The sequence below is a fragment of the Pseudomonas sp. Y5-11 genome (assembly GCF_022368695.1).
In the GTDB taxonomy this organism is placed as follows: domain Bacteria; phylum Pseudomonadota; class Gammaproteobacteria; order Pseudomonadales; family Pseudomonadaceae; genus Aquipseudomonas; species Aquipseudomonas parakoreensis.
In genome coordinates this window covers 4,684,687-4,706,363 of the sequence record NZ_CP058974.1, presented here as the reverse complement: position 1 = coordinate 4,706,363, position 21,677 = coordinate 4,684,687, and the positions used below count along the sequence as shown (strand labels likewise).

General features: G+C 61.1%; 18 protein-coding genes. 11 read left to right on the top strand and 7 right to left on the bottom strand.

The window, feature by feature from the left end; translation table 11 throughout:
• Positions 1-79: 79 nt before the first annotated feature.
• Positions 80-1,078: an NAD(P)H-quinone oxidoreductase gene (locus HXW87_RS20655; protein WP_239777641.1), complete on the bottom strand. Its 999-nt coding sequence runs from the start codon at positions 1,076-1,078 to the stop codon at positions 80-82.
• Between the two features lie 61 nt (positions 1,079-1,139).
• Positions 1,140-2,330, bottom strand: coding sequence for a YbfB/YjiJ family MFS transporter (locus tag HXW87_RS20650; protein ID WP_239777640.1), 1,191 nt, complete (start codon positions 2,328-2,330; stop codon positions 1,140-1,142).
• A gap of 110 nt (positions 2,331-2,440) precedes the next feature.
• On the opposite strand from HXW87_RS20650, the gene HXW87_RS20645 reads away from it, so the two are divergent.
• The gene (locus HXW87_RS20645; RefSeq protein ID WP_131671224.1) at positions 2,441-3,316 is read left to right on the top strand and encodes a LysR family transcriptional regulator; all 876 of its coding nucleotides are present in this window, start codon (positions 2,441-2,443) and stop codon (positions 3,314-3,316) included.
• A gap of 179 nt (positions 3,317-3,495) precedes the next feature.
• Positions 3,496-3,984 (top strand): hypothetical protein, encoded by a 489-nt coding sequence (locus tag HXW87_RS20640; protein WP_239777639.1) that lies wholly within the window; start codon positions 3,496-3,498, stop codon positions 3,982-3,984.
• Positions 3,985-4,035: 51 nt separating this feature from the next.
• Here the strand turns inward: HXW87_RS20640 and HXW87_RS20635 are convergent, their stop codons facing one another.
• A complete protein-coding gene (locus HXW87_RS20635) occupies positions 4,036-4,758 on the bottom strand; it encodes a pirin family protein (protein WP_086793162.1) in 723 nt (240 codons plus the stop codon).
• Between the two features lie 209 nt (positions 4,759-4,967).
• On the opposite strand from HXW87_RS20635, the gene HXW87_RS20630 reads away from it, so the two are divergent.
• Together HXW87_RS20630 and HXW87_RS20625 are read left to right on the top strand one after the other, a co-directional pair.
• The gene (locus tag HXW87_RS20630; protein WP_239777638.1) at positions 4,968-5,918 is read left to right on the top strand and encodes a GlxA family transcriptional regulator; all 951 of its coding nucleotides are present in this window, start codon (positions 4,968-4,970) and stop codon (positions 5,916-5,918) included.
• A 160-nt stretch (positions 5,919-6,078) separates the two neighbouring features.
• Positions 6,079-7,536 (top strand): winged helix-turn-helix domain-containing protein, encoded by a 1,458-nt coding sequence (locus HXW87_RS20625; protein WP_239777637.1) that lies wholly within the window; start codon positions 6,079-6,081, stop codon positions 7,534-7,536.
• On the opposite strand, the gene HXW87_RS20620 is transcribed toward HXW87_RS20625, so the two are convergent.
• A complete protein-coding gene (locus HXW87_RS20620; RefSeq protein WP_239777636.1) occupies positions 7,492-10,308 on the bottom strand; it encodes a winged helix-turn-helix domain-containing protein in 2,817 nt (938 codons plus the stop codon). The two genes, HXW87_RS20625 and HXW87_RS20620, sit on opposite strands and share 45 nt — an antisense overlap.
• Positions 10,309-10,442: 134 nt before the next feature.
• A complete protein-coding gene (locus HXW87_RS20615; RefSeq protein ID WP_239777635.1) occupies positions 10,443-10,874 on the bottom strand; it encodes an AraC family transcriptional regulator in 432 nt (143 codons plus the stop codon).
• A gap of 182 nt (positions 10,875-11,056) precedes the next feature.
• Between HXW87_RS20615 and HXW87_RS20610 the strand changes: the two genes are divergently transcribed.
• The 6 genes from HXW87_RS20610 to ycaC all read left to right on the top strand — a co-directional run bounded on the left by HXW87_RS20610 (position 11,057) and on the right by ycaC (position 17,615).
• On the top strand, positions 11,057-11,980 hold the full coding sequence (locus tag HXW87_RS20610; protein ID WP_095668835.1) for a LysR family transcriptional regulator: 924 nt from the start codon (positions 11,057-11,059) through the stop codon (positions 11,978-11,980).
• A gap of 114 nt (positions 11,981-12,094) precedes the next feature.
• Complete coding sequence (locus HXW87_RS20605; RefSeq protein ID WP_239777634.1) at positions 12,095-13,828, top strand: hypothetical protein; 1,734 nt, start codon at positions 12,095-12,097, stop codon at positions 13,826-13,828.
• Positions 13,829-14,003: 175 nt separating this feature from the next.
• Positions 14,004-14,420 carry a DoxX family protein gene (locus HXW87_RS20600; RefSeq protein WP_047293330.1) on the top strand — a complete coding sequence of 139 codons (417 nt, stop codon included), beginning with the start codon at positions 14,004-14,006 and terminating at the stop codon, positions 14,418-14,420.
• Positions 14,413-15,039 (top strand): antibiotic biosynthesis monooxygenase, encoded by a 627-nt coding sequence (locus HXW87_RS20595; RefSeq protein WP_239777633.1) that lies wholly within the window; start codon positions 14,413-14,415, stop codon positions 15,037-15,039. The genes HXW87_RS20600 and HXW87_RS20595 overlap by 8 nt, the downstream gene beginning before the upstream one ends.
• Before the next feature lie 45 nt (positions 15,040-15,084).
• Positions 15,085-16,923, top strand: a complete 1,839-nt coding sequence (locus tag HXW87_RS20590; protein WP_095668839.1) for an amidohydrolase — start codon at positions 15,085-15,087, stop codon at positions 16,921-16,923.
• A gap of 68 nt (positions 16,924-16,991) precedes the next feature.
• The gene (ycaC, locus tag HXW87_RS20585) at positions 16,992-17,615 is read left to right on the top strand and encodes an isochorismate family cysteine hydrolase YcaC (protein WP_041066222.1); all 624 of its coding nucleotides are present in this window, start codon (positions 16,992-16,994) and stop codon (positions 17,613-17,615) included.
• Between the two features lie 198 nt (positions 17,616-17,813).
• Here the strand turns inward: ycaC and HXW87_RS20580 are convergent, their stop codons facing one another.
• Both HXW87_RS20580 and HXW87_RS20575 read right to left on the bottom strand, forming a co-directional pair.
• The gene (locus HXW87_RS20580; RefSeq protein WP_239777632.1) at positions 17,814-19,241 is read right to left on the bottom strand and encodes a mechanosensitive ion channel family protein; all 1,428 of its coding nucleotides are present in this window, start codon (positions 19,239-19,241) and stop codon (positions 17,814-17,816) included.
• Between the two features lie 207 nt (positions 19,242-19,448).
• A complete protein-coding gene (locus HXW87_RS20575) occupies positions 19,449-20,465 on the bottom strand; it encodes an alpha/beta hydrolase (protein WP_239777631.1) in 1,017 nt (338 codons plus the stop codon).
• Positions 20,466-20,663: 198 nt separating this feature from the next.
• On the opposite strand from HXW87_RS20575, the gene HXW87_RS20570 reads away from it, so the two are divergent.
• Positions 20,664-21,551 carry a LysR family transcriptional regulator gene (locus tag HXW87_RS20570; RefSeq protein ID WP_007961294.1) on the top strand — a complete coding sequence of 296 codons (888 nt, stop codon included), beginning with the start codon at positions 20,664-20,666 and terminating at the stop codon, positions 21,549-21,551.
• Positions 21,552-21,677 lie beyond the last annotated feature (126 nt).

Sequence of the window (21,677 nt, the reverse complement as noted above, 5' to 3'; positions counted from 1 at the left end):
GGCTTTTTACCAGATGCCTTGATCTGCGCGTGAGTTTTTCGACCACCGTCTCCTCGCAACGATTACAAGATGCTGCAGCTCAGTTCACCCGCAGGACGATTTTGCCGATATGGTCGCCACCTTCCATGCGTGTATGCGCCTGGGCCGCCTCGTGCAGCGAGTAGACCTTGTCGATGATCGGCAGGCAGCGCCCGGCGGCCAGCGCTGGCCAAACATGTTCGCGCAGTTGCCCGGCAATCTCGGCCTTTTCCTCTGTGGTTCGCGCACGCAGCAGTGAACCGGTGATCACTGCCCGTTTGGCCATGATTGCCAGCAGGTCGATGTCGTTGGCCTTGCCGCCGCCGAGAAAGCCGAGCATCACCAGTCGGCCATCCATCGCCAGTGCGCTGACATTACCGTTGAGGTACGAGGCGCCCATGATGTCCAGGACCGCATTCACGCCGTGCCCCGCGGTCTTTTCGGCGATGACCGTGGCGAAATCCTGCTCGCGATAATTGATCGGTTGCCCACCCAGTTTGCTGATTGCCGCGCATTTATCGGCACTGCCGGCCGTGGCAAAGGCTTCGATGCCGAATTCACGGCACAGCATCAGTGCGGTGGTACCGATGCCGCTGGTGCCACCGTGGATCAGCACGCGCTGACCACGTTGAGCGTTGCCGAGACCGAACAGGTTGGCCCATACGGTAAAGAACGTTTCGGGGATCGCGGCGGCCTGCACCCAGTCCAGACCTTCGGGGATCGGCAAGGTTTGCCCGGCCGGCACGGTGCAGTATTCAGCGTAACCGCCGCCGTTGGTCAGCGCGCAAACCTTGTCCCCCACGGCAAACTGACTGACCCCCGCACCCAGCGCCACCACTTCGCCGGCCACTTCCAGACCGGGAATCGGATTCATGCCCGGCTTCATCGGGTACTTGCCTGCCCGTTGCAGGGCATCGGGGCGGTTGATCCCGGCGGCATGCACGCGAATCAGCACTTCGCCGGCTGCGGCGACGGGCAGGGGCACACGCTTGGCTTGCAAGACTTCGGGGCCACCAGGTTGAGTGATTTCGATACGGGTCATTTCGCTGGGAAAGGTCATGTCGATTCCTGTTGCTTGAGGTTCTGAAGATGGGAGCACAGCCCGCAGGCAATGATTCCCTTCAATTTTCACAGACGCGTGGTTCAGTCGCTGAGTGCAGCCATTTCAGGGCATGCTCCAACAAGATCGCCACGCCAATCGCCCCTGCGGCGATCACGAAGAGCATTGCGTGATGACCGCCCGTGGCATTGAACAGTGCCGAATAGGCGAATCCGGCCAGCGCCTGAAACGTGGCAAACGATACGGTGGCGCGGCTCCAGGCGATTTGCTGGCGATGGTGATCAGGCACCAGTTCATGCACGCGAGCCAGGGCCAGCGGCACGATCCCGGGCGGGAATGAACCGATGATCACTGCCAGTACGGCCAACGCCATGAAGGACTTGGAAACCGCCAGCAGTCCCAGCGCAATCGCCTGTACCAGCAATACCAGCCGAATCCCCATCCGCGCGCCAAGCCGATCCGCGAGAAAGCCATAACTTACCGGGCCGACAATTGCGCCCAGGCCATACATCACCCAAACCAGTGCGCCAATTTGCGCCCCGGCACCGAGCCCACGAGCGACGTAATCCACCAGAAACACCATGGCCGGCACCAGTCCTGCGGCCATGAATGCGTATTGTCCGAACAGTAAATAGACGGCGGAGGGGGTTGGCTCAACCGTCGCGCCTGCGTGAGTGGCGGTCGGGTGTGGTAGATCAGCAGGCCAGCCAAACCAGCTTGTTACGGTCAGCAACAACGACAATCCGCCCAGTCCCAACCAGGTCGCTTGCAGGCCCATATTCAACAAGGGCGGGACGATGGTCCCGGAGGCGGCAATCCCCAGGCCGATACCGAGAAAAATCGCACCGCTGGCCAGTCCTTTGCGGGATGCCGGCACATGGGGCAGTACAGTCGCCGCCACCAGCACCATAATTGCACCGCCGGTAATCCCCGACAGCAACCGCCAGCCAAAGAACCAGCTCACCGACAACGGAAATGCACAGGCAAAAAACGCTGCGGTGACCAGCAGCATCATCAGTCGCAGGGCGTTTTTATTGCCCAGTTGCCGCGCTAGCGGGCGGCCGAGCAGGGCGCCGATCAGATAGCCGACCAGATTGGCTGCGCCGAGGTAGACCACGTCGTTGGCAGAAAACCACTGCGCCTGAATCAGCGAGGGAATAAGCGGTGTATAGGCAAAACGCGCCAGACCAATGCCGACCAGGCTGGCGCAGAGTCCCGAGAAAATCGGTAACGCTGAGGTCGATGTACGCATGACAGCCATCCTGAGGAAGTTCTAAGGCGCTCAGGATATCGGCTATCTTTGCTGCGGTAATGCAGCGATTTGGCTTTATAGTGATGCAAATTCGCATCGGGCGGGACAACATGAACTGGGATGATGCGCGGGTATTTCTCGCGGTATGCAGAGAGTCGACCTTACGCGGTGCAGCGCGGGTTCTGGGGGTGGATCAGGCGACTGTCGGGCGCCGGATCACGGCGTTGGAAAAGTCCTTGAGCGCGACCTTGTTCCTGCGCACCTCCGACGGCTACGCACTGACTGCAGTCGGCGAAGCCGCGCTCAAAAGCGTGGAAAAAATGGAGCAGTCGGCGCTGGAACTTGAGCGGCAGATTCAGGGCCTGGATGATCGTCTGACCGGCACCGTACGCGTCAGCACCACCGACTCGCTGGCCATCGACTTCCTGATCCCGGCCATTAGTCGCCTGCACGCGCAGCACCCGGACGTGCGTGTGCAACTGGACGCCTCCACGCAGATCCTCAGCCTGGCCAAGCGCGAGGCCGACATCGCCGTGCGCAATACCCGGCCTGACAATCCCGATCTGATCGCGCGGCGGATTGCGCGCTGGCCCGTGGGGTTGTTCGCTTCACAGGCGTATATCGACGCCCATGGCATCCCGCCGCAGGGTACGGCGTTCGAAGGCCATGATCTGGTGGTCTATCAACCGTATTTGCAGACGCACAAGGACATGACGCTGGTTTGCGAACCGCTGCAGCGCGGGCGTATCGTCGCTAGCCTGAGCTCCAGTCTGCTGGTACGGCGCTCGATTGCGGCTGGCTTGGGCGTAGGAGAAATTCCGGTGTACATGGGCGAGCGCGATGGCCTGATCAGGCTTTGGCCGGAGCGCAATCGCCCGCAACCGTATGAGGTCTGGCTGGTGACCCACGCGGACTTGCGCCACACCGCACGGGTCAGGGCGGTGATTGAGCAGATTGTCGAGGCGTTTGCACTGGAGAATGAGTGACGGCTCAAAGCGCTTTGGAGAAGCTACATCGTCTGACGAAACGCCCTACACCCACAGCAGAATCTGCCGGCTTGTGGGCTTGAAGCGCCAGCCCTACTGTTGATGCAACTTGCAGCGCCAGGAAATCGGTGTGAGTGATGCGCCAGAACAGGTATCGGTAACCCAGGGAAGGGATCGGATTGAAAGCCAGGGAATTCGAGCAATATCAAAGCACTGACACATTGAGCAGAGGTCGTAACACACCAGCCATGAACGCAATCAGCCGTGAAGAATTCAACGCGAGGATCGAGACCATCGAGGCAAGAATGGATGCTCGCGTAGAGCGAGTGCACGCAGATATCCGAGAGTTCCTTGGCTCTCAGACAGAGCGAGACAAGGCTATTGAGCGCATCCAGTTCGAGCGGGATAAACGGTACGAGTCAATGATTCAAGGCATTGCCATTGAATCCAGAGAGGCGCTCAAAAAGGCCGGCACCGTGAATGCCAATGTCTGGATGGCAACGGCTGTGCATTTGTTTGGCGTGGTCAGCATTGTCGTGGGTGGGTATTTCGCCAGCCAGGCCAACCTTTATGTAGCGGTACAAACAACGTTGGCGGCGGTTCAGGCGGGCAAGGATGTCGGTGCAGCGAAGCCTGCCGAGCTGCCATCATCGGTGTTGCCAAAATAAACAACGGCCTTCAATCGAAGGCCGTTTTTGTTGCCATTGAAAACCCCTGCCTCATGGCATTTGCGGCAGCTCTTGCGGACGCAAGTCAAACACCAGTACTTCGGCATCCACGCCATTGCTCAGGGTCAACGCCTGTTCCTCGCGAACCCGCACGCCGTCACCTTCCTGCAGCGACTGGCCGTTGAGTTCAACGCTGCCACGTGCCACATGCACGTAGGCGTAACGGTTGGCGGGCAGTTCCAGCGTCGCGCTTTCCTTGCCATCGAACAACCCGGCGTAAACCCGCGCATCCTGGCGCACTGTCAGCGAACCATCGCTACCGTCCGGCGAGATAATCAGTTGCAGGCGACCGCGTTTTTTCTGCGCGCTGAAGTGCTCCTGCTGGTAGCGCGGCTTGGCACCCGCCACTTCCGGCACGATCCAGATCTGCAGAAAGTGCACTGGACGGGTGGCCGAATGGTTGAATTCGCTGTGGGCCACGCCACTGCCGGCGCTCATCAGTTGTACGTCGCCAGGGCGGATCACCGAACCGGTGCCCAAGGTGTCCTTATGCTCCAGCGCACCTTCAAGCACATAGGAAAAGATCTCCATGTCGCGGTGCGGGTGCTGGCCGAAACCCTTGCCAGCCGCCACGCGGTCATCGTTGATCACCAGCAGGTCGGAAAAACCCTGTTCGCGTGGGTCGCGGTAGCTGGCGAAGGAAAAGGTGTGGAAGGACTTCAACCAGCCATGATTGGCGAGGCCGCGGTCGGAAGCTTTGCGAAGGGTCAGCATGATGAATTCTCCTTGCAGGACGTTGATTCGTCCGAGTGAGGAGAAGGTTACTGTTAATCGGCTGAGGCAATAAGTAGATCGAAATTGAAATACTGTCCTGCTCAGGTTGACAGTTTTGTGGAGTCGATCACGCATTCTTTTCGCCGGATGTCATGCACTTGGCCATAATGCGGGTCTGTTCCTTCCCTTGATTTCAGTGATGTTCACCCATGAAAACCGTGGCAATGGTGCTGTTCCCCGACTTTCTCCTGCTCGACATGGCCGGCCCCATGGAGGTGTTTTCGGTTGCCAATCGCTACTTGAAACCCGAAGATCACTACCAATTGATCACCCTGGGCACTGAGCACGGGATGCTGCGAGCTTCCAATGGTGTGCAGGTGCAGACCGACCGCCATATTGACGACCCGGCCCAGGCCTTCGACCTGCTGCTGGTACCGGGTGGACCGGGTGCCTATAACGAAAAACATCCGGCGTTGCTTGCCTGGTTGCAACGCTCTGTGGGGCAGTCCGGTTGCTACGGTTCGATCTGCACCGGAGCGTTTGTGCTCGGGCATGCCGGTCTGCTCGACGGTTATCGCGTGACCACTCACTGGAACTACACCGAACGTCTGATCAAGGCGTTCCCCAAGGCGCAGGTGGAAACCGACCAGATTTACACCGAAGATCGCAATCTGATTACCTCGGGAGGCGTGACCGCCGGCATCGATCTGGCATTGGCCGTGGTCGCCCGGGATCACGGGAAAAAGCTCGCTCAGGACGTGGCCAAGGTGCTGCTGGTGGTGATGAAACGTCAGGGCGGGCAAGCGCAGTTCAGTCCGTTGATGGCCGCAGTGGCGCCACAGGAAACCGCGATCACCAGCGTGCAGAACCATGTGCTGGAACATCTCGACGAAGCCTTTACCGTCGAGCGCATGGCGGGGCTGGCGAACATGAGTACCCGGCATTTTGCGCGGCTGTTTGCGCGGGATGTGAACATGACGCCGATGGAGTTTTTGCAAAACGCCCGGATCGATTGCGCGCGTAATCTGCTGGAAACCACTGAGCTGCCGTTGAAGACCGTGGCCTACAAAAGTGGTTTCGGCAGTGTGCGCCATATGCGTTTTCTGTTTGCGGAAAAGCTCGGCCTGACCCCGGCGCAATACCGCGAACAGTTCAGCTAGAGCGGTTGTGTCCGTCCGGTGCATCCGGATGTCCGTGTTGCGCCCTGTACGGAGGTTGTACCGTCACCTGCGCCTGCCAAGATAAACGGTAACGCTTGGAAGGGAGAAGCGCTGAGCGCCGAGGGCATGCTGCCCGCGCGCGTTGGCGCTGGAAAACGGCATGAACAGCCACAAAGATTTACCCGCTGCATCGGTGTTGTATTTCGGGCCATACGCCTTTCATCTGCGCCAACGGCTGATCCTCGACGGGGATCGACCATTGCGCATGGGCGGCCGCGCCCTCGATATTTTGCAGGTGCTGGTCGAACACGCCGGTCGCGTCGTCCGCAAGGAGCTGTTGATCGCCCGCGTGTGGCCGGACAGTGTGGTCGAAGAGATCAACCTGCGGGTGCACATCGCCGCGTTGCGCCGAGCGCTGGGTGATGGCGAGAAGGGCCAGCGTTATATCGTCAACGTGCCGCAATGTGGTTACAGCTTTATCGCGCCGGTGCACGGCGACAGCGTCGCGCAGGTCGTGTTCGACACCATGCAGACGCCGCAACAGAATCTGCCCGCCCGCTTGACTCCGGTCATCGGCCGCGATGCGCTGGTGGGCCGTCTGGTCCGGCAAATGCCCCTGTGCCGCTTGATGACACTGACCGGCCCGGCCGGCATCGGCAAATCCACGGTGGCGCTGCGGGTGGCCGAATTGTTGTTGCAGCATTACCGCGACGGCGTCTGGTACATCGACCTGTCCATGCTCGGTGATGCGCCGTCACTGCTTGAACATCTGTTGCGCACCCTCGACCTTTCGTTCGATGCGTTAGCGTCGCGTCATGCCTTACTGCTGCTGGATAACAGCGAGCGGTGTCGTGACTCATGCCGGGCATTGGTGGAGCGACTGCAACTGGCGGCGCCGCGGCTGGCGCTGCTGGTCACCAGTCGCGAACCGTTGCAGGCCAATCTGGAAACCCTGCAACCGATTGCGCCATTGACCTTTCCCAAGGCCTCGACACCGGCCAGCGTCGAGGAACTCATGGGCTATTCGGCGGTGCAATTGCTGGTCAGTCGCGCGCGTGCCCGGCAGCACGATTTCAGCTTGCGCGAGCAGGATCTGCAAACCGTGTGCAGTCTCTGTCGTCGTCTCGACGGTTTGCCATTGGCCATTGAACTGGCGGCCGCGCAGATCGATGCGCTGGCGTTGGTAGGGCTGCAAGCGCAACTGGACAACGCCCTGCACCTGCTCAGGCATGGCCGCCGCACCGCGAAGCCACGGCATCAATCCATGAGCGCAGCGTTGGACTGGAGCTATCAGGATCTGCGGCCCTGCGAACGCCGGGTGTTGCAGCGCCTGTCGGTATTCAAGATGGCCTTCACCGAAGAGGCTGCGTTGCGGGTCATCGACGGTGGGCATCTGCGATCGGTGATTGAACGCCTGGCTGCCAAGTCATGGCTGACGGTGGAGCGGGGTGCAGATGCGGTGCGTTACCGAATGCTCAATCTTCTTCGCTGTTACGTCCGTGAACAGACCGAAGCCAGCGTTGAACCGAGTGCTATCGCGTACCATCGTGCGCTGTACCGCAGGCCAAATCGATCAGCTGCAGGTGTGCAACTGTTCATGCAACGCATCGAGCAATAAGCTTACCTTGCGCAGGTCCGGCGTGGCATAGCCTTCGGTGAAGCGTTGATGGATCGGGGTCAGCAGCTCCAGTGCTTCGCGGTGGCGTGATTGGCGCTGCCACAGTTGGGCCAATGTTGTGGCGCTGCGCAGTTCCCAGGCCAGCGCGCCCTGGGCACGGGCGATGGCGAGGGCGTTTTGCAGGAGGTGTTCTACCTGCTCGCCAAGGCGTCCCTGCGGACAATCCGCCTCGTCCGCCAATAACCGCTCAGCCTCGGCCCGCAACACTTCCGCCGTGCTCCAGCCTGCTGCACCACTGTGCGCCCGCTCCAGCAGCGCTTCATCGATATGGCGGGCATCGAGTGTGACCATCAGCTCCTTGATCAGCCCGTTATCCGCCGGCGCCTCGGGTTGGGCCAGGCGTTCATCGATCACCTGCGCATAGTGCCGTCCCCAGCGATAGAACAGCAGCACCGAGTGCTTCTGCGCCTGCTCCAGCAACAGTTGCAACAATTCGCGCGCAGTCCTGGCGTCGCCGTTGTAATGCGCAATCAGGCAGCTGGCCAATGCCAGGGTGTAGCAGATCGACGTTCCGTGGTTGATCTGCACGGCGATATCCAGCGCCTGTCGGGCGGTGCGCCACGCCTGTTCGGGAAACCCCTGCAGCCACAGCACCCGGGCGAGAATGGTCAACGAAGCCACGCTCTGGTCGTACTGCACGCCAAAGCCGTGGGTGAAGCGGTTGCGACAACCACTGTGGGCCATACGCTGAATCACTTGCTCAGCGTTGATCCGCGCGCGCGGCTGGTCGCCGGCAAAGTGCAGCGCAAGGACACGCAAGCGGTGAATGCTCAATGACAGCAGCGGGTCGTCGTGGCCACCGAGGCGGTCGAATTGTTCGCTTTGCTGCAATGCCGCCTGGTAATGCCCACAGCTGAGATTGACCGCCAGGTGGCCGGAGATGGCGCGCAATTGCGCGGCGACGTCGTTGTGCTGCTGCGCCAGCGCGTTAGCCTGAGTGAACGCTTCAATGGTTTCCGGCGAACCGCCGCAGGTGTGATAACAAGCGCTGCCGAGTGCCAGTTGCAAGGCTGTCTGCAGGCGCGGGCAGGGTTGTGCCGCGCTTTTGAGCAAGGACAACGCCTGACGGACATGCGCGCCATATTCCTTGAGCAATGACAGCTCCTGCCACAACGCGGCCGACGTCGCGGTCAAACGGATGCCGAGAGGGCGCGAGCCGTTGCCGTGCAAACTCCAGTCGAGTGCAGCGCGCAGGTCTTCCAGGCCTCGGGCATAGCGCTCGATCCATTGTGTGGTCGGAGTGTGTTCCCATTCGGTCTGCGCTTGCTCCATCAACGTCAGATAGCGTTCGGCGTGGCGTTCGCGCAGGGTTTCGCGTTCGCCGCTGAGTTCGAGTTTTTCCAGGGCGTAATGGCGGGTGGTGTCGAGCAGGCGATAAAACACTTCTTCATCACCGACTTCCACGTTCAGCAGCGATTTACCCACCAGTTGCGTGACCGATGCGAGCACCTGCGTGGGATCGATGTGTTGACCGACGATCACCGCCGCAGCCGAGGCCAGGCTGAAGCTGCCGCGAAACACCCCGAGGCGCCGCAGGCAAGTCTGCTCGCAAGGGGTGAGCAGATTGAAACTCCAGTCCAGCGTGGCGTGCAGCGTTTGATGCCGCGCATGGCGCTGGTGGTTGCCCGCCGCCAGTGGGTGCAAGTGATCCTGCCATTGCTCCAGCAAGCCGCTCAGGCCCAGGCTTTCGACCTGCGCTGCTGCCAGTTCCAGAGCCAGCGGAATACCGTCCAGACGTCGGCAGATTTCCATCGCCAAGGGTAACTCGGCGTCGCTCAGTTCAAAGCGTTCATGGGCGCCCATCGTTCGTTCGACGAACAGTTGCAAGGCCGCGAAAGTCATCGCTTGCTCGCGATCGAGACGGCTCGTCGCAGGCGGGCAATCGAGGGATTCCAGACGCTGCACGAACTCGCCCTCAGCGCGCAGACTTTCGCGGCTGGTGGCCAGAATGTGTACGTGCGGTGCGCCGCGCAGAAGGCTCTCGGCGAGCAGCGCCACGGCATCGATGAGGTGCTCGCAGTTATCGATCACCAGCAGCATCTGCCGTTCGCGCAAATCGTTGATCACACTCGCCAGCGGCGCGCCGTCGTGTACCGCCAGATCAAGCAGGGTCGCCAGTTGCGAGGCGATCAGCGCCGGGTCGGTGAGCGGCGCCAGATCCAGCAGGCGGATGCCATCGCGATAGCGTCCGAGCAACTGCTCGGCGACGCGCAGGGCAACGGTGGTCTTGCCGATGCCGCCGGGGCCGATGAGGGTGATGCAGCGCTGTCGCGGCAGTTGCTGCATCAAGCTGTCCACCAATGACTGGCGGCCGATCATCCGGGTACGGCGCAGCGGCAGGTTGTGGCGCCCGGGCGCCGCCTCCAGTAGCCGTTGTCCGTTGGCGTGCACCGTCAGTGGGGCAACGAAACTGTAGCCGCGCTGGGCCACGGTCACGATATAGCGCTGACCGGCCTGACCGTCGCCCAGCGCCTTGCGCAGGGCGGCCATGTGCACCCGCAGATTGATGTCTTCGACGACGGTGTCCGGCCATACGCCGGCGAGCAGTTGCTGCTTGCTCACCACTTCTCCGGCATGCGCCAGCAGCATCAGCAGAATATCCATGGCGCGCCGCCCCAGCCGCAACGGCTGGTCACCTTCCATGACCAATCGTTGTCCGGTGTAAATCCGATAGGGGCCGAAGCCGATGGCCTGATTCGGGGAAAGACTCAACAGCGCACTCCTGCGGTGATGCGGCGATCCTGGCAGATGGACGCTGCGTGAAGACGCAGATCGTCGGCTACAAGGTATCGCAGCATATTCCTCAGGTTTGGCCATCAGTGCAACGCCGGGCTCTTGCGCAACGCTCAAAAGCTCAGATGCCGTGTCCGGGGGTCGTTGCCATCACGCATGACCTGACAGCGCCAGGCAAACGGATTGATCCCTTCGCTGCGGGTGAACATGTGGCAGAAATGTGCCTGATCACAGAAACCGCATTCCAGGCTGATCTGCGTCAGGCTCAGGCCGGTGTGGCGGATCAGCAGCTTGGCGCGGGCAATGCGCTGCTCGCGGATCCAGTCCTGCGGCGCCAGACCGGTGCTGGCCTTGAACGCCCGGGAGAAATGGCTGCGCGACAATGAGCAGGCGCGTGCCAACTCGGCCACTTCCAGGCTTTCTCCGAGGCGTTCGAGGATCAGTTGTTTGACCTGCCGCTCCCGTTGCGGGCTGAGGCCGCCGATAAGCGGCCGGGGCGTTTCGCTGGCAGGGGCGAGGGCGACGGATTGCTGTAGAGGAGCCATGGCCGGTGTCCGTGTCGTGGAGGTGAAAAACAACGCTGCGCAGAGGCCTTCATTGTTAAGAAGGGACATGCCGGCTGACGAGTTAATCGTTGTTAATTCGCAGGCCTGACACAGATGCAAACCACCGTTGATCGGGTAAAGTGCTCAGCACTTGCGAACGGTCTTAGAAGGAATTGCAGCCCATGAACCGTAACGATCTGCGCCGTGTCGACATGAACCTGCTGGTGATTTTCGAAGCGCTGATGTTCGAAAAGAACCTGACCCGCGTCGCCGAAAAACTGTTCATGGGCCAGCCGGCGGTCAGTGCCGCGCTGGGGCGTTTGCGTGACCTGTTCGATGATCCGCTGCTGTTGCGCAACGGCCGCAGCATGGAGCCGACGGCGCGAGCGCTGGCGATTCTGCAGGAGCTGCAACCGGCGATGGATGTGATCTCCGGCGCGGTCAGCCGGGCCAAGGAGTTCGACCCGGCGACCAGTTGCGATGTGTTCCGTATCGGCCTCTCGGATGACGCCGAGTTCGGTCTGTTTCCTCCGCTATTGCGCCAGTTGCAGGAAGAGGCGCCGGGGATCGTGGTCGTGGTGCGCCGCGCCAACTACCTGCTGATGCCGGCGTTGCTGGCGTCCGGGGAAATCTCCGTCGGCGTGAGCTACACCACCGATCTGCCGGCCAACGCCAAGCGCAAGAAACTGCGCGACATTCCCTGCAAGGTTCTGCGTGGCGACGACCGCCCGGGGCCGCTCACGCTTGACGAGTACTGCGAGCGGCCTCACGCCATGGTGTCGTTCTCGGGGGACCTGAGCGGCAACATCGACATGGACCTGGCCAAGGTCGGCCGCAGCCGCCGGGTGGTGCTCGGTGTACCTCAGTTCAGCGGCCTGCGCGCGCTGTTGGCGGGCACCGAGATGATCGCTACCGTGCCGGATTACGCCGCGTGTGCGCTGGTGGAAGGTTGTGCGTTGCGAGCTGAAGATCCGCCGTTTCCGATTGATGCGGCGCAACTGTCGATGGCCTGGAGCGGGGTGCATGACAACGACCCGGCAGAGAAATGGCTGCGGTCGCGGATCAGTCAGTTCATGTCGGTGTCGCTGGATGTTCCAGTGGTGTGAGTGACCGCTCGTCTAAAACAGCGTTCACCCTGTTAGTTCTGACAGTGGTGAGTGCTCGCCTTTCCGTGTTTGATGGGTCAATGCCGAAACGGCCAGCCCTCGGGGGAAGTGAAAATGGACGTGCCGATTACCGCGCTTACCCGTGACGATCTGTCGCGACTGGCAATTAAAGAAAGTTCAAATGGTTTCCTGTTGCCAGCGGCCGCCCGGTACAACCTGACGGTAATAATCGACTTCCCTTGGTTGCCAGGAGACTTACTTTCCATCACGTGGGCCGGGACTCCAGGTTCCGGTTCCTATACGTCGCCGCGCATACCGATCGGCGGATTTAAACCCCCTTTCACGACCCACATTAACAATATTCTGGTGGCTTTCAATCTCGGTCGGACTGTCATTGTCAGTTACACGCTTTACCGTGGCACTGAACCTCCTGTGGTATCGCAACCTTTGCCGCTCTTCATACCGCTCATAAACCAACTTGATCTGCCCCTGCCGGTGATCAAAGAGGCAAACGACGAAGGTGGGGGCACTCACTTGGATGTGAGCGATCTGACTGAGGTTACTTTACGTATCCGGTCATGGCTGCTGAGCAGGCGCGAGCAGTTCTTCTGGCTCCTGCTCACAGGCGTGAAAGCCGACGGCAGTGTCTGGGAGGCCTGGTATTGGCAAGCACCGGGAAATATTGTTGGTAATGAATTCAGCCTCGGGTATTACGAACAAAAGATCCCTGCCGCGCCGCTGCAAGGTCTGCAAAATGGAAGCGTGTTGACAATGAGGTTTTGGGCCGGGCTGCAGAACAGTCCGGATCGGTCCGATGCCCAGGCATTTGCACATCGTAACTACATCGTCCTGACGGACCCTGTGAGCGCGCCAAGGATCGAACGGATCACTGATCCGCTCGATCAGGAGATCGCCGAAGATGGCGACACGCTTTTCACCAGCGCCACATTGCACGGTGCCGCGACAGAAGAAGTCAGCGTGTTTGACGGGCAAGCGCCTCTGGGCAGGGCGCCGGCCATAGCGGGCGTATGGAAATTTCCGGTTACTGGATTGACCCAGGGCCCACACATCTTTAAAGGTCAATACGCCGGTGGCGGGGTATCCAATACCCGGACGATCAACGTTCTGGAAAACCGCGAAGTACGGATCAAGGAATCAACCGGCAACACTCATTTGAATCCTTCTGCGTCCATTAATACGCTGACGTTTGTGCTCGATTATCCGAGCCAGCCTGCCGACCTGGTCAGCGTGCGCTGGATCGCGGCGCAAGGCACGCCAGCGGCAGGTTCGTATACATCGCTGCCGGTCGCTGTGGGTGCCACGCCCAGAGAACTAACGGCGCCTGTCTCTCTGGTGGCCTTCAGCATCGGTAAATCCGTTGAAGCTACCGCCTCCTACGTACGCGGCGGTGCACCGGCGGTGCAGTTGCAACCCTTGGCGCTATCCGTGCTGCCGATCCCGAGCAACTTGCTCATATCCCCAGTGATCGACGAGGCCAAAGACACTCTCGAACTGGACAAGAAGGACATCGTGACCGGAGCGAACCTGACTTTCGGCAACTGGATACACATAGCGAGAGGCCAACGACTGGAACTCACCCTGATGGGCTTCACGGCCAATGGCATCGAGAACAATCGAAGTATCTGGACACCCGATCGCAATTCGGTTCATCAGGCCTGGGTCTTGAATCGAGGCTACACGTTCGGACTCCCGCTCGACTATCTGCTGTCGCTCGGGGTCGGGACATTGGTGAGCATCCTGTTCACAGTGAGAACGGATCAAGTGCCAAGCTCGACGGCAGTCACGGTTTTCGAACCGCGTCGTTACACCATCGTGGACTCGCGCTGACCGGAGGAGGGAATAAGGTTTTCGGCTTTGGACGGTTGGGACGCGGAGCATCCCGGCTGCATTCCCATGCAGAACGTGGGAGCGATCGATCAAGAGCAAAGAGAGCACACCCATCCAATTTCCCCCCGATCAATCGTTGCACTATTCCCTGCAATGATTGATCAAGGGTGGATCCATGAACGCTGTACAACGCAATGACCAGGCGCAGAACCTCGGCCTGCTCTTACTGCGGGTGACCGGCGGGTTGTTTCTGCTGTTCGTCCACGGCTTGCCCAAGTTGCTGGACTTCACTGCGCAGCTGCAACAGATCGAAGACCCGTTCCACCTCGGTGCCCACCTCACTTTGATTCTGGCGATCTTCGCCGAAGTCCTCTGTCCGCTACTGATCGTCGCCGGGGTGCTGGCGCGATTGGCCTGCTTGCCTATTCTTTTTGTTCTGCTGGTGGCGCTGCTGGTCGTGCATCCGCAATGGAGTGTGGCCGAAGGACAGTTCGGCTGGTTGCTGTTGATCCTCTTCACCACTGTACTGATCGCCGGGCCTGGACGGCTGGCGCTCAATGCGCGTTTGCCCGGAGTGCTTCGTTATGCCTGATACCCCGTCCCTGAGAAAACCGGGAACCGAAGAAACCGTGACGCTGATCGTCAAGCACCGGGTCAAGGCCGGCTTCGAACAGCCCTATGAAGCCTGGCTGCGCAATATCGTCAGCGTGGCGGGGCGTGAAGAAGGGCACTTGGGTGTGGACGTAATGCGCAGTAAACAGGGTGGCCTCGCGCTGTTCACCTGCGTGCTGCGTTATTGCTCGACCGAGGCGATGCAGCGCTGGCTCGACTCCCCACAGCGTCAGGCGCTGATCGAAGAGGCCGCGCCGATGCTCGCCGACGGCGACCAGACCGAGGTCAATGCGGCCAACGAGTTCTGGTTCACGCCACTGGTCGAAGCTGCCACGCCACCACCACGCTGGAAGCAGGCCGTCGTGACGCTGTTCGTGATCCTGCCGCACACCTTGTTGGTGCCGCTGATCTGGGGGCCGCTGCTGCAACTCAATGCATTCCTGTCCAACTATGTGGTCGCCACGTTCCTGATCACCCTGACCATCGTGCTGTCAGTGGTGTACGTCTGCATGCCGGCCGCCACTCGCTTGTTCGCGCCGTGGCTGGCGGCCACTCAGCCCCATGAGCACCTTGAATCCAAAGCCCATCCGCCGCGCTGAAGGGGCGGATAGGAACTTCGTTTCACTTATCTCGAAGGAACTGCGATGAACGCCGATCTGATTCTGTTCAATGGCCAATTTCATACGGTAGACCGCGAAAAACCCCTCGCCAGTGCTGTGGCGATCAAGGACGGACGCTTTGTCGTCGTCGGCAACGACACCCAGGCCATGGCCCTGCGTGGTTCGGCCACGCAAGTGATCGACCTGCACGGGCGCTGCGTGATCCCCGGCCTCAACGACTCGCACTTGCACCTGATCCGTGGCGGCCTCAACTACAACCTCGAACTGCGCTGGGAAGGCGTGCCGTCGCTGGCTGATGCACTGCGCATGCTCAAGGAGCAGGCCGACCGCACACCGACCCCGCAATGGGTGCGCGTGGTCGGGGGCTGGAACGAATTCCAGTTCGCCGAAAAACGCATGCCGACCCTCGAAGAACTCAACCAGGCCGCACCGGATACCCCAGTGTTCGTCCTGCACCTGTACGACCGCGCGCTGCTCAACCGTGCCGCCCTGCGCGTCGCCGGCTACACCCGCGACACACCGAATCCGCCGGGCGGCGAGATCGTGCGCGATGCCAACGGCAATCCGACCGGGATGCTGGTGGCGCGGCCGAACGCGATGATTCTGTACTCGACGCTGGCCAAGGGGCCGAAGTTGCCGCTGGACTATCAGGTCAACTCGACCCGGCAGTTCATGCGCGAACTCAATCGCCTCGGCCTGACCAGCGCGATCGATGCCGGCGGTGGTTTCCAGAACTATCCCGACGACTATCAGGTGATCGAGCAACTGGCCAAGGATGATCAGTTGACCGTGCGCATCGCCTACAACCTGTTCACCCAGAAGCCGAAAGAAGAGCTGACCGATTTCCAGAACTGGACCGGCAGCGTCAAGTTGCACCAGGGCGACGATTACCTGCGGCACAACGGCGCCGGGGAAATGCTGGTGTTCTCGGCAGCCGACTTCGAAGACTTCCTCGAACCGCGCCCGGACCTGCCGCAGACCATGGAACAGGAACTGGAGCCGGTGGTGCGCCACTTGGTCGAGCAGCGCTGGCCCTTCCGTTTGCACGCCACGTACAACGAATCGATCAGCCGCATGCTCGACGTGTTCGAGAAGGTCAACCGCGACATTCCGTTCAACGGTCTGCCGTGGTTCTTCGACCATGCCGAAACCATCACCCCGCAGAACATTGAGCGGGTGAGGGCGCTGGGCGGCGGCATCGCGATTCAGGATCGCATGGCGTTCCAGGGCGAATACTTCGTCGACCGCTACGGCGCGAAAGCCGCCGAAGCCACGCCGCCGATCAAGCGCATGCTTGCCGAAGGCGTGCCGGTCGGCGCCGGCACCGATGCCACGCGGGTTTCCAGCTACAACCCGTGGACGTCGCTTTACTGGATGGTCAGCGGCCGTACCGTCGGCGGTCTGGCGTTGTACGAAGAAGGTTTGCCGCGCACCACCGCGCTGGAACTGTTCACCCACGGCAGCGCCTGGTTCTCGTCCGAGCAGGGCAAGAAGGGCCAGATCAAGGTCGGGCAACTGGCGGATCTGGCGGCACTGAGCGCGGACTTCTTCCACGTCGAAGAAGAAGCGATCAAGTGGATCGAGTCGGTGCTGACCGTGGTCGGCGGCAAGATCGTTTATGCCGCTGGCGATTTCGAAGACCTCGGCCCTCGCTCGATCCCCGTGCTGCCGGACTGGTCGCCGGTGGTCAAGGTGCCGGGCCACTGGCGCCCGAATTCGCCTTTGCAGGCGCAAGTGCACCAGTGCGTCGGTGCCTGCGCGGTGCACGCGCACAGCCATGAAAAAGCCCGACTGTCGAACGCTCCGGTCAGTGACTTCGCCGGTTTCTGGGGCGCGTTCGGCTGTTCCTGTTTCGCGTTCTGATGACTACAAAAAAGCGCCGGCCACCCGGTCGGCGCCTCATGCAACAACCATCCACCGAGGAGTTTCCCATGAGCGTTCCCTACAAGCGTCTGAACAAAGATGATGCGGTCGTGCTGCTGGTCGACCACCAGACCGGTCTGATCTCGCTGGTACAGGATTTCTCGCCAAACGAATTCAAAAACAACGTGCTGGCACTGGGCGACATCGCCAAGTTCTTCAAGCTGCCAACCATCCTCACCACCAGTTTCGACGCCGGCCCGAACGGCCCGATCGTGCCTGAGCTGCGCGAGCAGTTTCCGGATGCACCGTTCATTCAACGTCCTGGCCAGATCAACGCCTGGGACAACGAAGACTTCGTCAAGGCGATCAAAGCCACCGGCCGCAAGCAACTGATCATCGCCGGTGTGGTGACCGACGTCTGCGTGGCGTTCCCGACCCTGTCGGCCATCGCCGAAGGTTTTGAAGTGTTCGTGGTGACCGATTCTTCCGGCACCTTCAACACCACCGTGCAACAAGCGGCGTGGGCGCGCATGTCGGCGGCCGGTGCACATCTGCTGAACTGGTTTGCCGTGGCCTGCGAGCTGCAGGGCGACTGGCGCAACGACATGGAAGGCCTGGCGCACCTGCTGTCCGAACGCCTGCCGAACTACCGCAACCTGATCAACAGCTACACCAAGTTCACTGCCAAGTGATTGCTTGATCTGAAAGTGCCCGCTTGATTGCGGGCATTTTCATGTGCAGTAAAAAGTGGCGTAATCCACCACCTCCTGTGGCGAGGGAGCTTGCTCCCGCTGGGCTGCGCAGCAGTCCCCGAAATCTGTGAGCGCTGCGCACTCAAGCGGGAGCAAGCTCCCTCGCCACAAGGTATGGCGTCCACCTGTTTGTCAGGGCTAGCGCTTTTGCAACCAGCCGAGAAACCCACCCTTGCGCACCGCCACCGGTTTGGCCATCAACGCCAGCCGGCTGTTCTGCTGTCGCACGGCCTGCAATTTGTTCAACGCCTGGCCGACTTCGCTGCGCCGCTCCATGCATTGGCGGGTCAGCGCTTTGTCGAGGCGATAGATGATGCTCGACGTCAGCGCGGTGAACGTGGCTTGCGACGGGGTATCGGCGAGGATGCTCTGTTCGCCCATGACCTCGCTCGGCCCCATGCGTCCGGCCTCGGTCTGGCCGTTGCCGTCGGGCACGGTTGCACTGACCACGCCGGTGGCGATGACAAAAAGACTGTCAGGCACTTCATCCAGACCCAGCACCACCTGACCGGCCGCGTACTGCTGCGCGACCATCGATTCGGCGAGGCGATCACGTTCCTCATGGCTCAGCGAGCGGAAAACTTTCACTTCATCGAGCAAGGCCCTGGCGCGGGTCGAGGGCTCGATCACGCCATCGGGATGGCGGGAAATACCTGCGGCTTCGAGATGCCGATGGGCGAGGTCGAACAGTTGATTGCGCACTTCGCCTTTCTTGCTCAGTTCACTGATGAAGCCGCTGGCGACGTACTCCGACATCTCCTCGCCGGCCTCTTTCAACACGGCTTTGGGCGGCGGATTGAGCAGCAGACTGCTGCTGCCTTGCAGCGTGCGGTCGAGGGCGTCGAGCACCCGACGCGGGCGAATGTGGTTCGGCACCTTGATGCTGATGGACACGCCATGCAGGTTGTTCGGGCGACTGAGGTTGACGATCTTGGCCTTGGCCGCCACCGAGTTCGGCACCACGGCCAGAGTGCCGGTGCTGGACAGCAGATGCGTGGCACGCCAGTTGATGTCGAGCACCTTGCCTTCAACGCCGTCGATGACCACCAGATCATCCACCTGATACGGCTTGGTGGTGTTGAGCACGATCCCCGAGAACACGTCGCTCAAGGTGCTTTGCAACGCCAGACCGACGACGATCGCCACCACCCCGGACGTCGCCAGCAAGCCTTTGACCGGCAGCTCCAGCACATAGCCGGCGGCCGCGACGATCGCCGCCAGAAACACCAGCGCGCCAATCACGTCCTGCAACAGCCGACCGCTGTGGCCGATGCGTCGCATCAGAATCAGGCCGATCACTTCGGTCAGCACCCGCGCGGCGTACAGCCACCAGAGAATGCCCAGCGCCGTCGCCCCGAGCTGCGTCACCGGGTCATCGGCAAACAGTGGAGCCTGCAACGGGCTGACGCCGGCGTTGATGGCCAGCGCGCTGAATGCCAGAAACAGCACCAGCCGCACACCGACCCGCGGTGCGCGGTGCTTGAACGGGGCGAGGTGCCAGAGCAGCGCGTCGAGCAGCAACAGCGCGGCGCTCCAGGACAGCAGGTGGGTGAGGAGGATGGACATGGCGATCTCCGGAACTGCATGAACGTCGGTGTTGAAGAGGCTTTTGTGGTGAGGGGATTCATCCCCGATGGACTGCGCAGCAGTCCCCTGCCTTTTTGGTTAGCAGTGGGGTCGCTTCGCAACCCATCGGGGATGAATCCCCTCACCACAAGGGTTCTTGCAATCAAAAAACTCGCCACACTGTTGGGTGTGGCGAGGGAGGGGGCCTCAGTTCAGATGCGTCTTCAGCTCAGCCGCGGCCTGGCGCACGGCCGCTTTCACTTCGGGAATCTGACTCAGCGGATTGAGCAAGCCAAAGTCATGAATCATCCCGTTGTAGCGCACCGAGGTCACCGGCACACCGGCCGCATCCAGATGCCGTGCGTAGCCTTCGCCTTCGTCACGCAGCACGTCGAATTCGGCGGTCTGTACCAGCGCGGCGGGCAGGCCCTTGAGCTGTTCGGCGCTGGCGTTGAGCGGCGAGGCGTGGATCTGCGCGCGTTCGGCCGGGTTGGTGGTGTAGTTGTCCCAGAACCACTGCATCATGCCCTTGGTCAGGAAGTGGCCCTCGGCAAATTGCTGGTACGAGCCGTTATCGAACCCGGCGTTGGTCACCGGCCACATCAGCAACTGGAAGCGCAGGGCCGGGGTTTTCTGTTCCTTGGCCATCAACGCCACGACCGCCGCCATGTTGCCGCCGACGCTGTTGCCGGCCACCGCCAGACGCTTGCCGTCGACACCAATCTCCTTGCCGTGCTCGGCCACCCATTTGGTCGCGGCGTAAGCCTGATTGATCGCAGTCGGGTACTGCGCTTCCGGCGACGGCGTGTAATCGACGTACACCGCGACCGCTCCAGAGCCGACCACCAGATCGCGAATCAGGCGTTGGTGAGTCGGGTAATCGCCCAATACCCAACCACCACCGTGGAAGAACATGAACACCGGCAATTCGCCTTTGACCTTGGCCGGCCGCACCACTTTCAGGTTGATGGTCTGGCCATCGACCTTGATCGCCTTGTCGCTGACTTCAACCCCGGACAGGTCAACCTTTACCGACGCCTGGGCACCGGTCAGCACCGCACGGGCATCCTTCGGGCTCAGCTGTTCCAGCGGTTTGCCACCGCCGGCGGCGAGGGCTTCGAGGAAGGCCTGGGTGTTGTGTTCGACACCCGGGCTGCCGGCGGCGAATGCGTTGCCGATGGAGAGGGCGAGGAGGGAGGCGGTCAGGGTTTTTTTGATGTTCATGCTCAATTCCATTTTTGATTGGTCGTGTTCTCTGTAGGAGCTGCCGAAGGCTGCGATCTTTTGATCTTTAAAAGATCGCAGCCTTCGGCAGCTCCTACAGGTTTGGGGTTGGTTTCAACACCGTGAACACAGATTAATGAGCTGTCGAAATGTGAAAAAGCGGCTATAAAGCGTTTAACTGTCCACCAGAGAGTGACAATGAACCCGTTCGAAGACATGCGTATTTTTTGCCAGGTCATGGACTCCGGCAGCTTCACCGCTGCAGCCGATCAGTTGGGTCTGTCCAAGCAGTTCGTCAGCCGCCGCTTGATGCAGCTCGAAGAGCGCCTCGGTGTGCGCTTGTTGAACCGTTCCACCCGACGCCTCGACGTCACGCCACTGGGTCAGAGCTACTACGAGTCGGCGCTGCGCCTGCTGGGCGAAGTGGAGCAGGTCGAACAGGGCATCGCCGGGCAGACCGCCGAGCCGCGCGGGACGATTCGCGTCAGTGCGCCGCTGTCGTTTGCCGTGGCGCATCTGGGTTGTCTGTTGCCGCTGTTTTTGCAGCGCTATCGCGATGTCACCGTGGAAGTGGATTTGAGTGATCGCCCGGTGGACCTGCTCGGCGAAGGTTATGACCTGGCGTTGCGCATCGGTGTGCTGGAAGACTCGACGCTGATCGCCCGGCGTATCGCCGCCATCGAACGGGTGTACTGCGCCAGCCCCGCGTATCTGGCCGAACGTGGCACACCGCTCAACCCCGAAGACCTGCACAGCCACGACTGCCTGCCGTACGGCCATGGTCGATCGGTGCAATGGCGCTTCAACGCGGGGCAGGGCAAGCCGCTGCTGGTCAACGTCACCGGGCGCATGCGGGTGAACAACGGCGAGCTGCTGAGGGATGCAGCGGTGCAGGGAATGGGGATTACCTATCTGCCGACGTTCATCGTCGGCGCGGCGCTGAAGGACGGGCGACTGGTGCCGGTACTCGACGACTACAGGCCCGAACCGCTGACCCTGTCGGCGGTGTATCCGCAACATCGCCAGGCGTCGCGACCGGTGCAGGCGTTGGTCGAGTTTTTGCGCGAGCGCCTGAATCAGATGTAAGCGTTCCGAACTACAGGAGTGAGCCTGCTCGCAATAGCGGTGTTTCAGTCGATGATGATTTGGCTGAACCGCCACAATCGCTGGCAAGCCAGCTCCCACAGTGGAACGGCGGTGCGGCTTACAAAG

Excerpts from the sequence above, each read along its gene's own strand:
- HXW87_RS20655 (WP_239777641.1), bottom strand. The coding sequence starts at position 1,078 with ATGACCTTTCCCAGCGAAATGACCCGTATCGAAATCACTCAACCTGGT.
- HXW87_RS20650 (WP_239777640.1), bottom strand. The coding sequence starts at position 2,330 with ATGCGTACATCGACCTCAGCGTTACCGATTTTCTCGGGACTCTGCGCC.
- HXW87_RS20645 (WP_131671224.1), top strand. The coding sequence starts at position 2,441 with ATGAACTGGGATGATGCGCGGGTATTTCTCGCGGTATGCAGAGAGTCG.
- HXW87_RS20635 (WP_086793162.1), bottom strand. The coding sequence starts at position 4,758 with ATGCTGACCCTTCGCAAAGCTTCCGACCGCGGCCTCGCCAATCATGGC.
- HXW87_RS20630 (WP_239777638.1), top strand. The coding sequence starts at position 4,968 with ATGAAAACCGTGGCAATGGTGCTGTTCCCCGACTTTCTCCTGCTCGAC.
- HXW87_RS20625 (WP_239777637.1), top strand. The coding sequence starts at position 6,079 with ATGAACAGCCACAAAGATTTACCCGCTGCATCGGTGTTGTATTTCGGG.
- HXW87_RS20615 (WP_239777635.1), bottom strand. The coding sequence starts at position 10,874 with ATGGCTCCTCTACAGCAATCCGTCGCCCTCGCCCCTGCCAGCGAAACG.
- HXW87_RS20610 (WP_095668835.1), top strand. The coding sequence starts at position 11,057 with ATGAACCGTAACGATCTGCGCCGTGTCGACATGAACCTGCTGGTGATT.
- HXW87_RS20605 (WP_239777634.1), top strand. The coding sequence starts at position 12,095 with ATGGACGTGCCGATTACCGCGCTTACCCGTGACGATCTGTCGCGACTG.
- HXW87_RS20600 (WP_047293330.1), top strand. The coding sequence starts at position 14,004 with ATGAACGCTGTACAACGCAATGACCAGGCGCAGAACCTCGGCCTGCTC.
- HXW87_RS20595 (WP_239777633.1), top strand. The coding sequence starts at position 14,413 with ATGCCTGATACCCCGTCCCTGAGAAAACCGGGAACCGAAGAAACCGTG.
- HXW87_RS20590 (WP_095668839.1), top strand. The coding sequence starts at position 15,085 with ATGAACGCCGATCTGATTCTGTTCAATGGCCAATTTCATACGGTAGAC.
- ycaC (WP_041066222.1), top strand. The coding sequence starts at position 16,992 with ATGAGCGTTCCCTACAAGCGTCTGAACAAAGATGATGCGGTCGTGCTG.
- HXW87_RS20580 (WP_239777632.1), bottom strand. The coding sequence starts at position 19,241 with ATGTCCATCCTCCTCACCCACCTGCTGTCCTGGAGCGCCGCGCTGTTG.
- HXW87_RS20575 (WP_239777631.1), bottom strand. The coding sequence starts at position 20,465 with ATGAACATCAAAAAAACCCTGACCGCCTCCCTCCTCGCCCTCTCCATC.
- HXW87_RS20570 (WP_007961294.1), top strand. The coding sequence starts at position 20,664 with ATGAACCCGTTCGAAGACATGCGTATTTTTTGCCAGGTCATGGACTCC.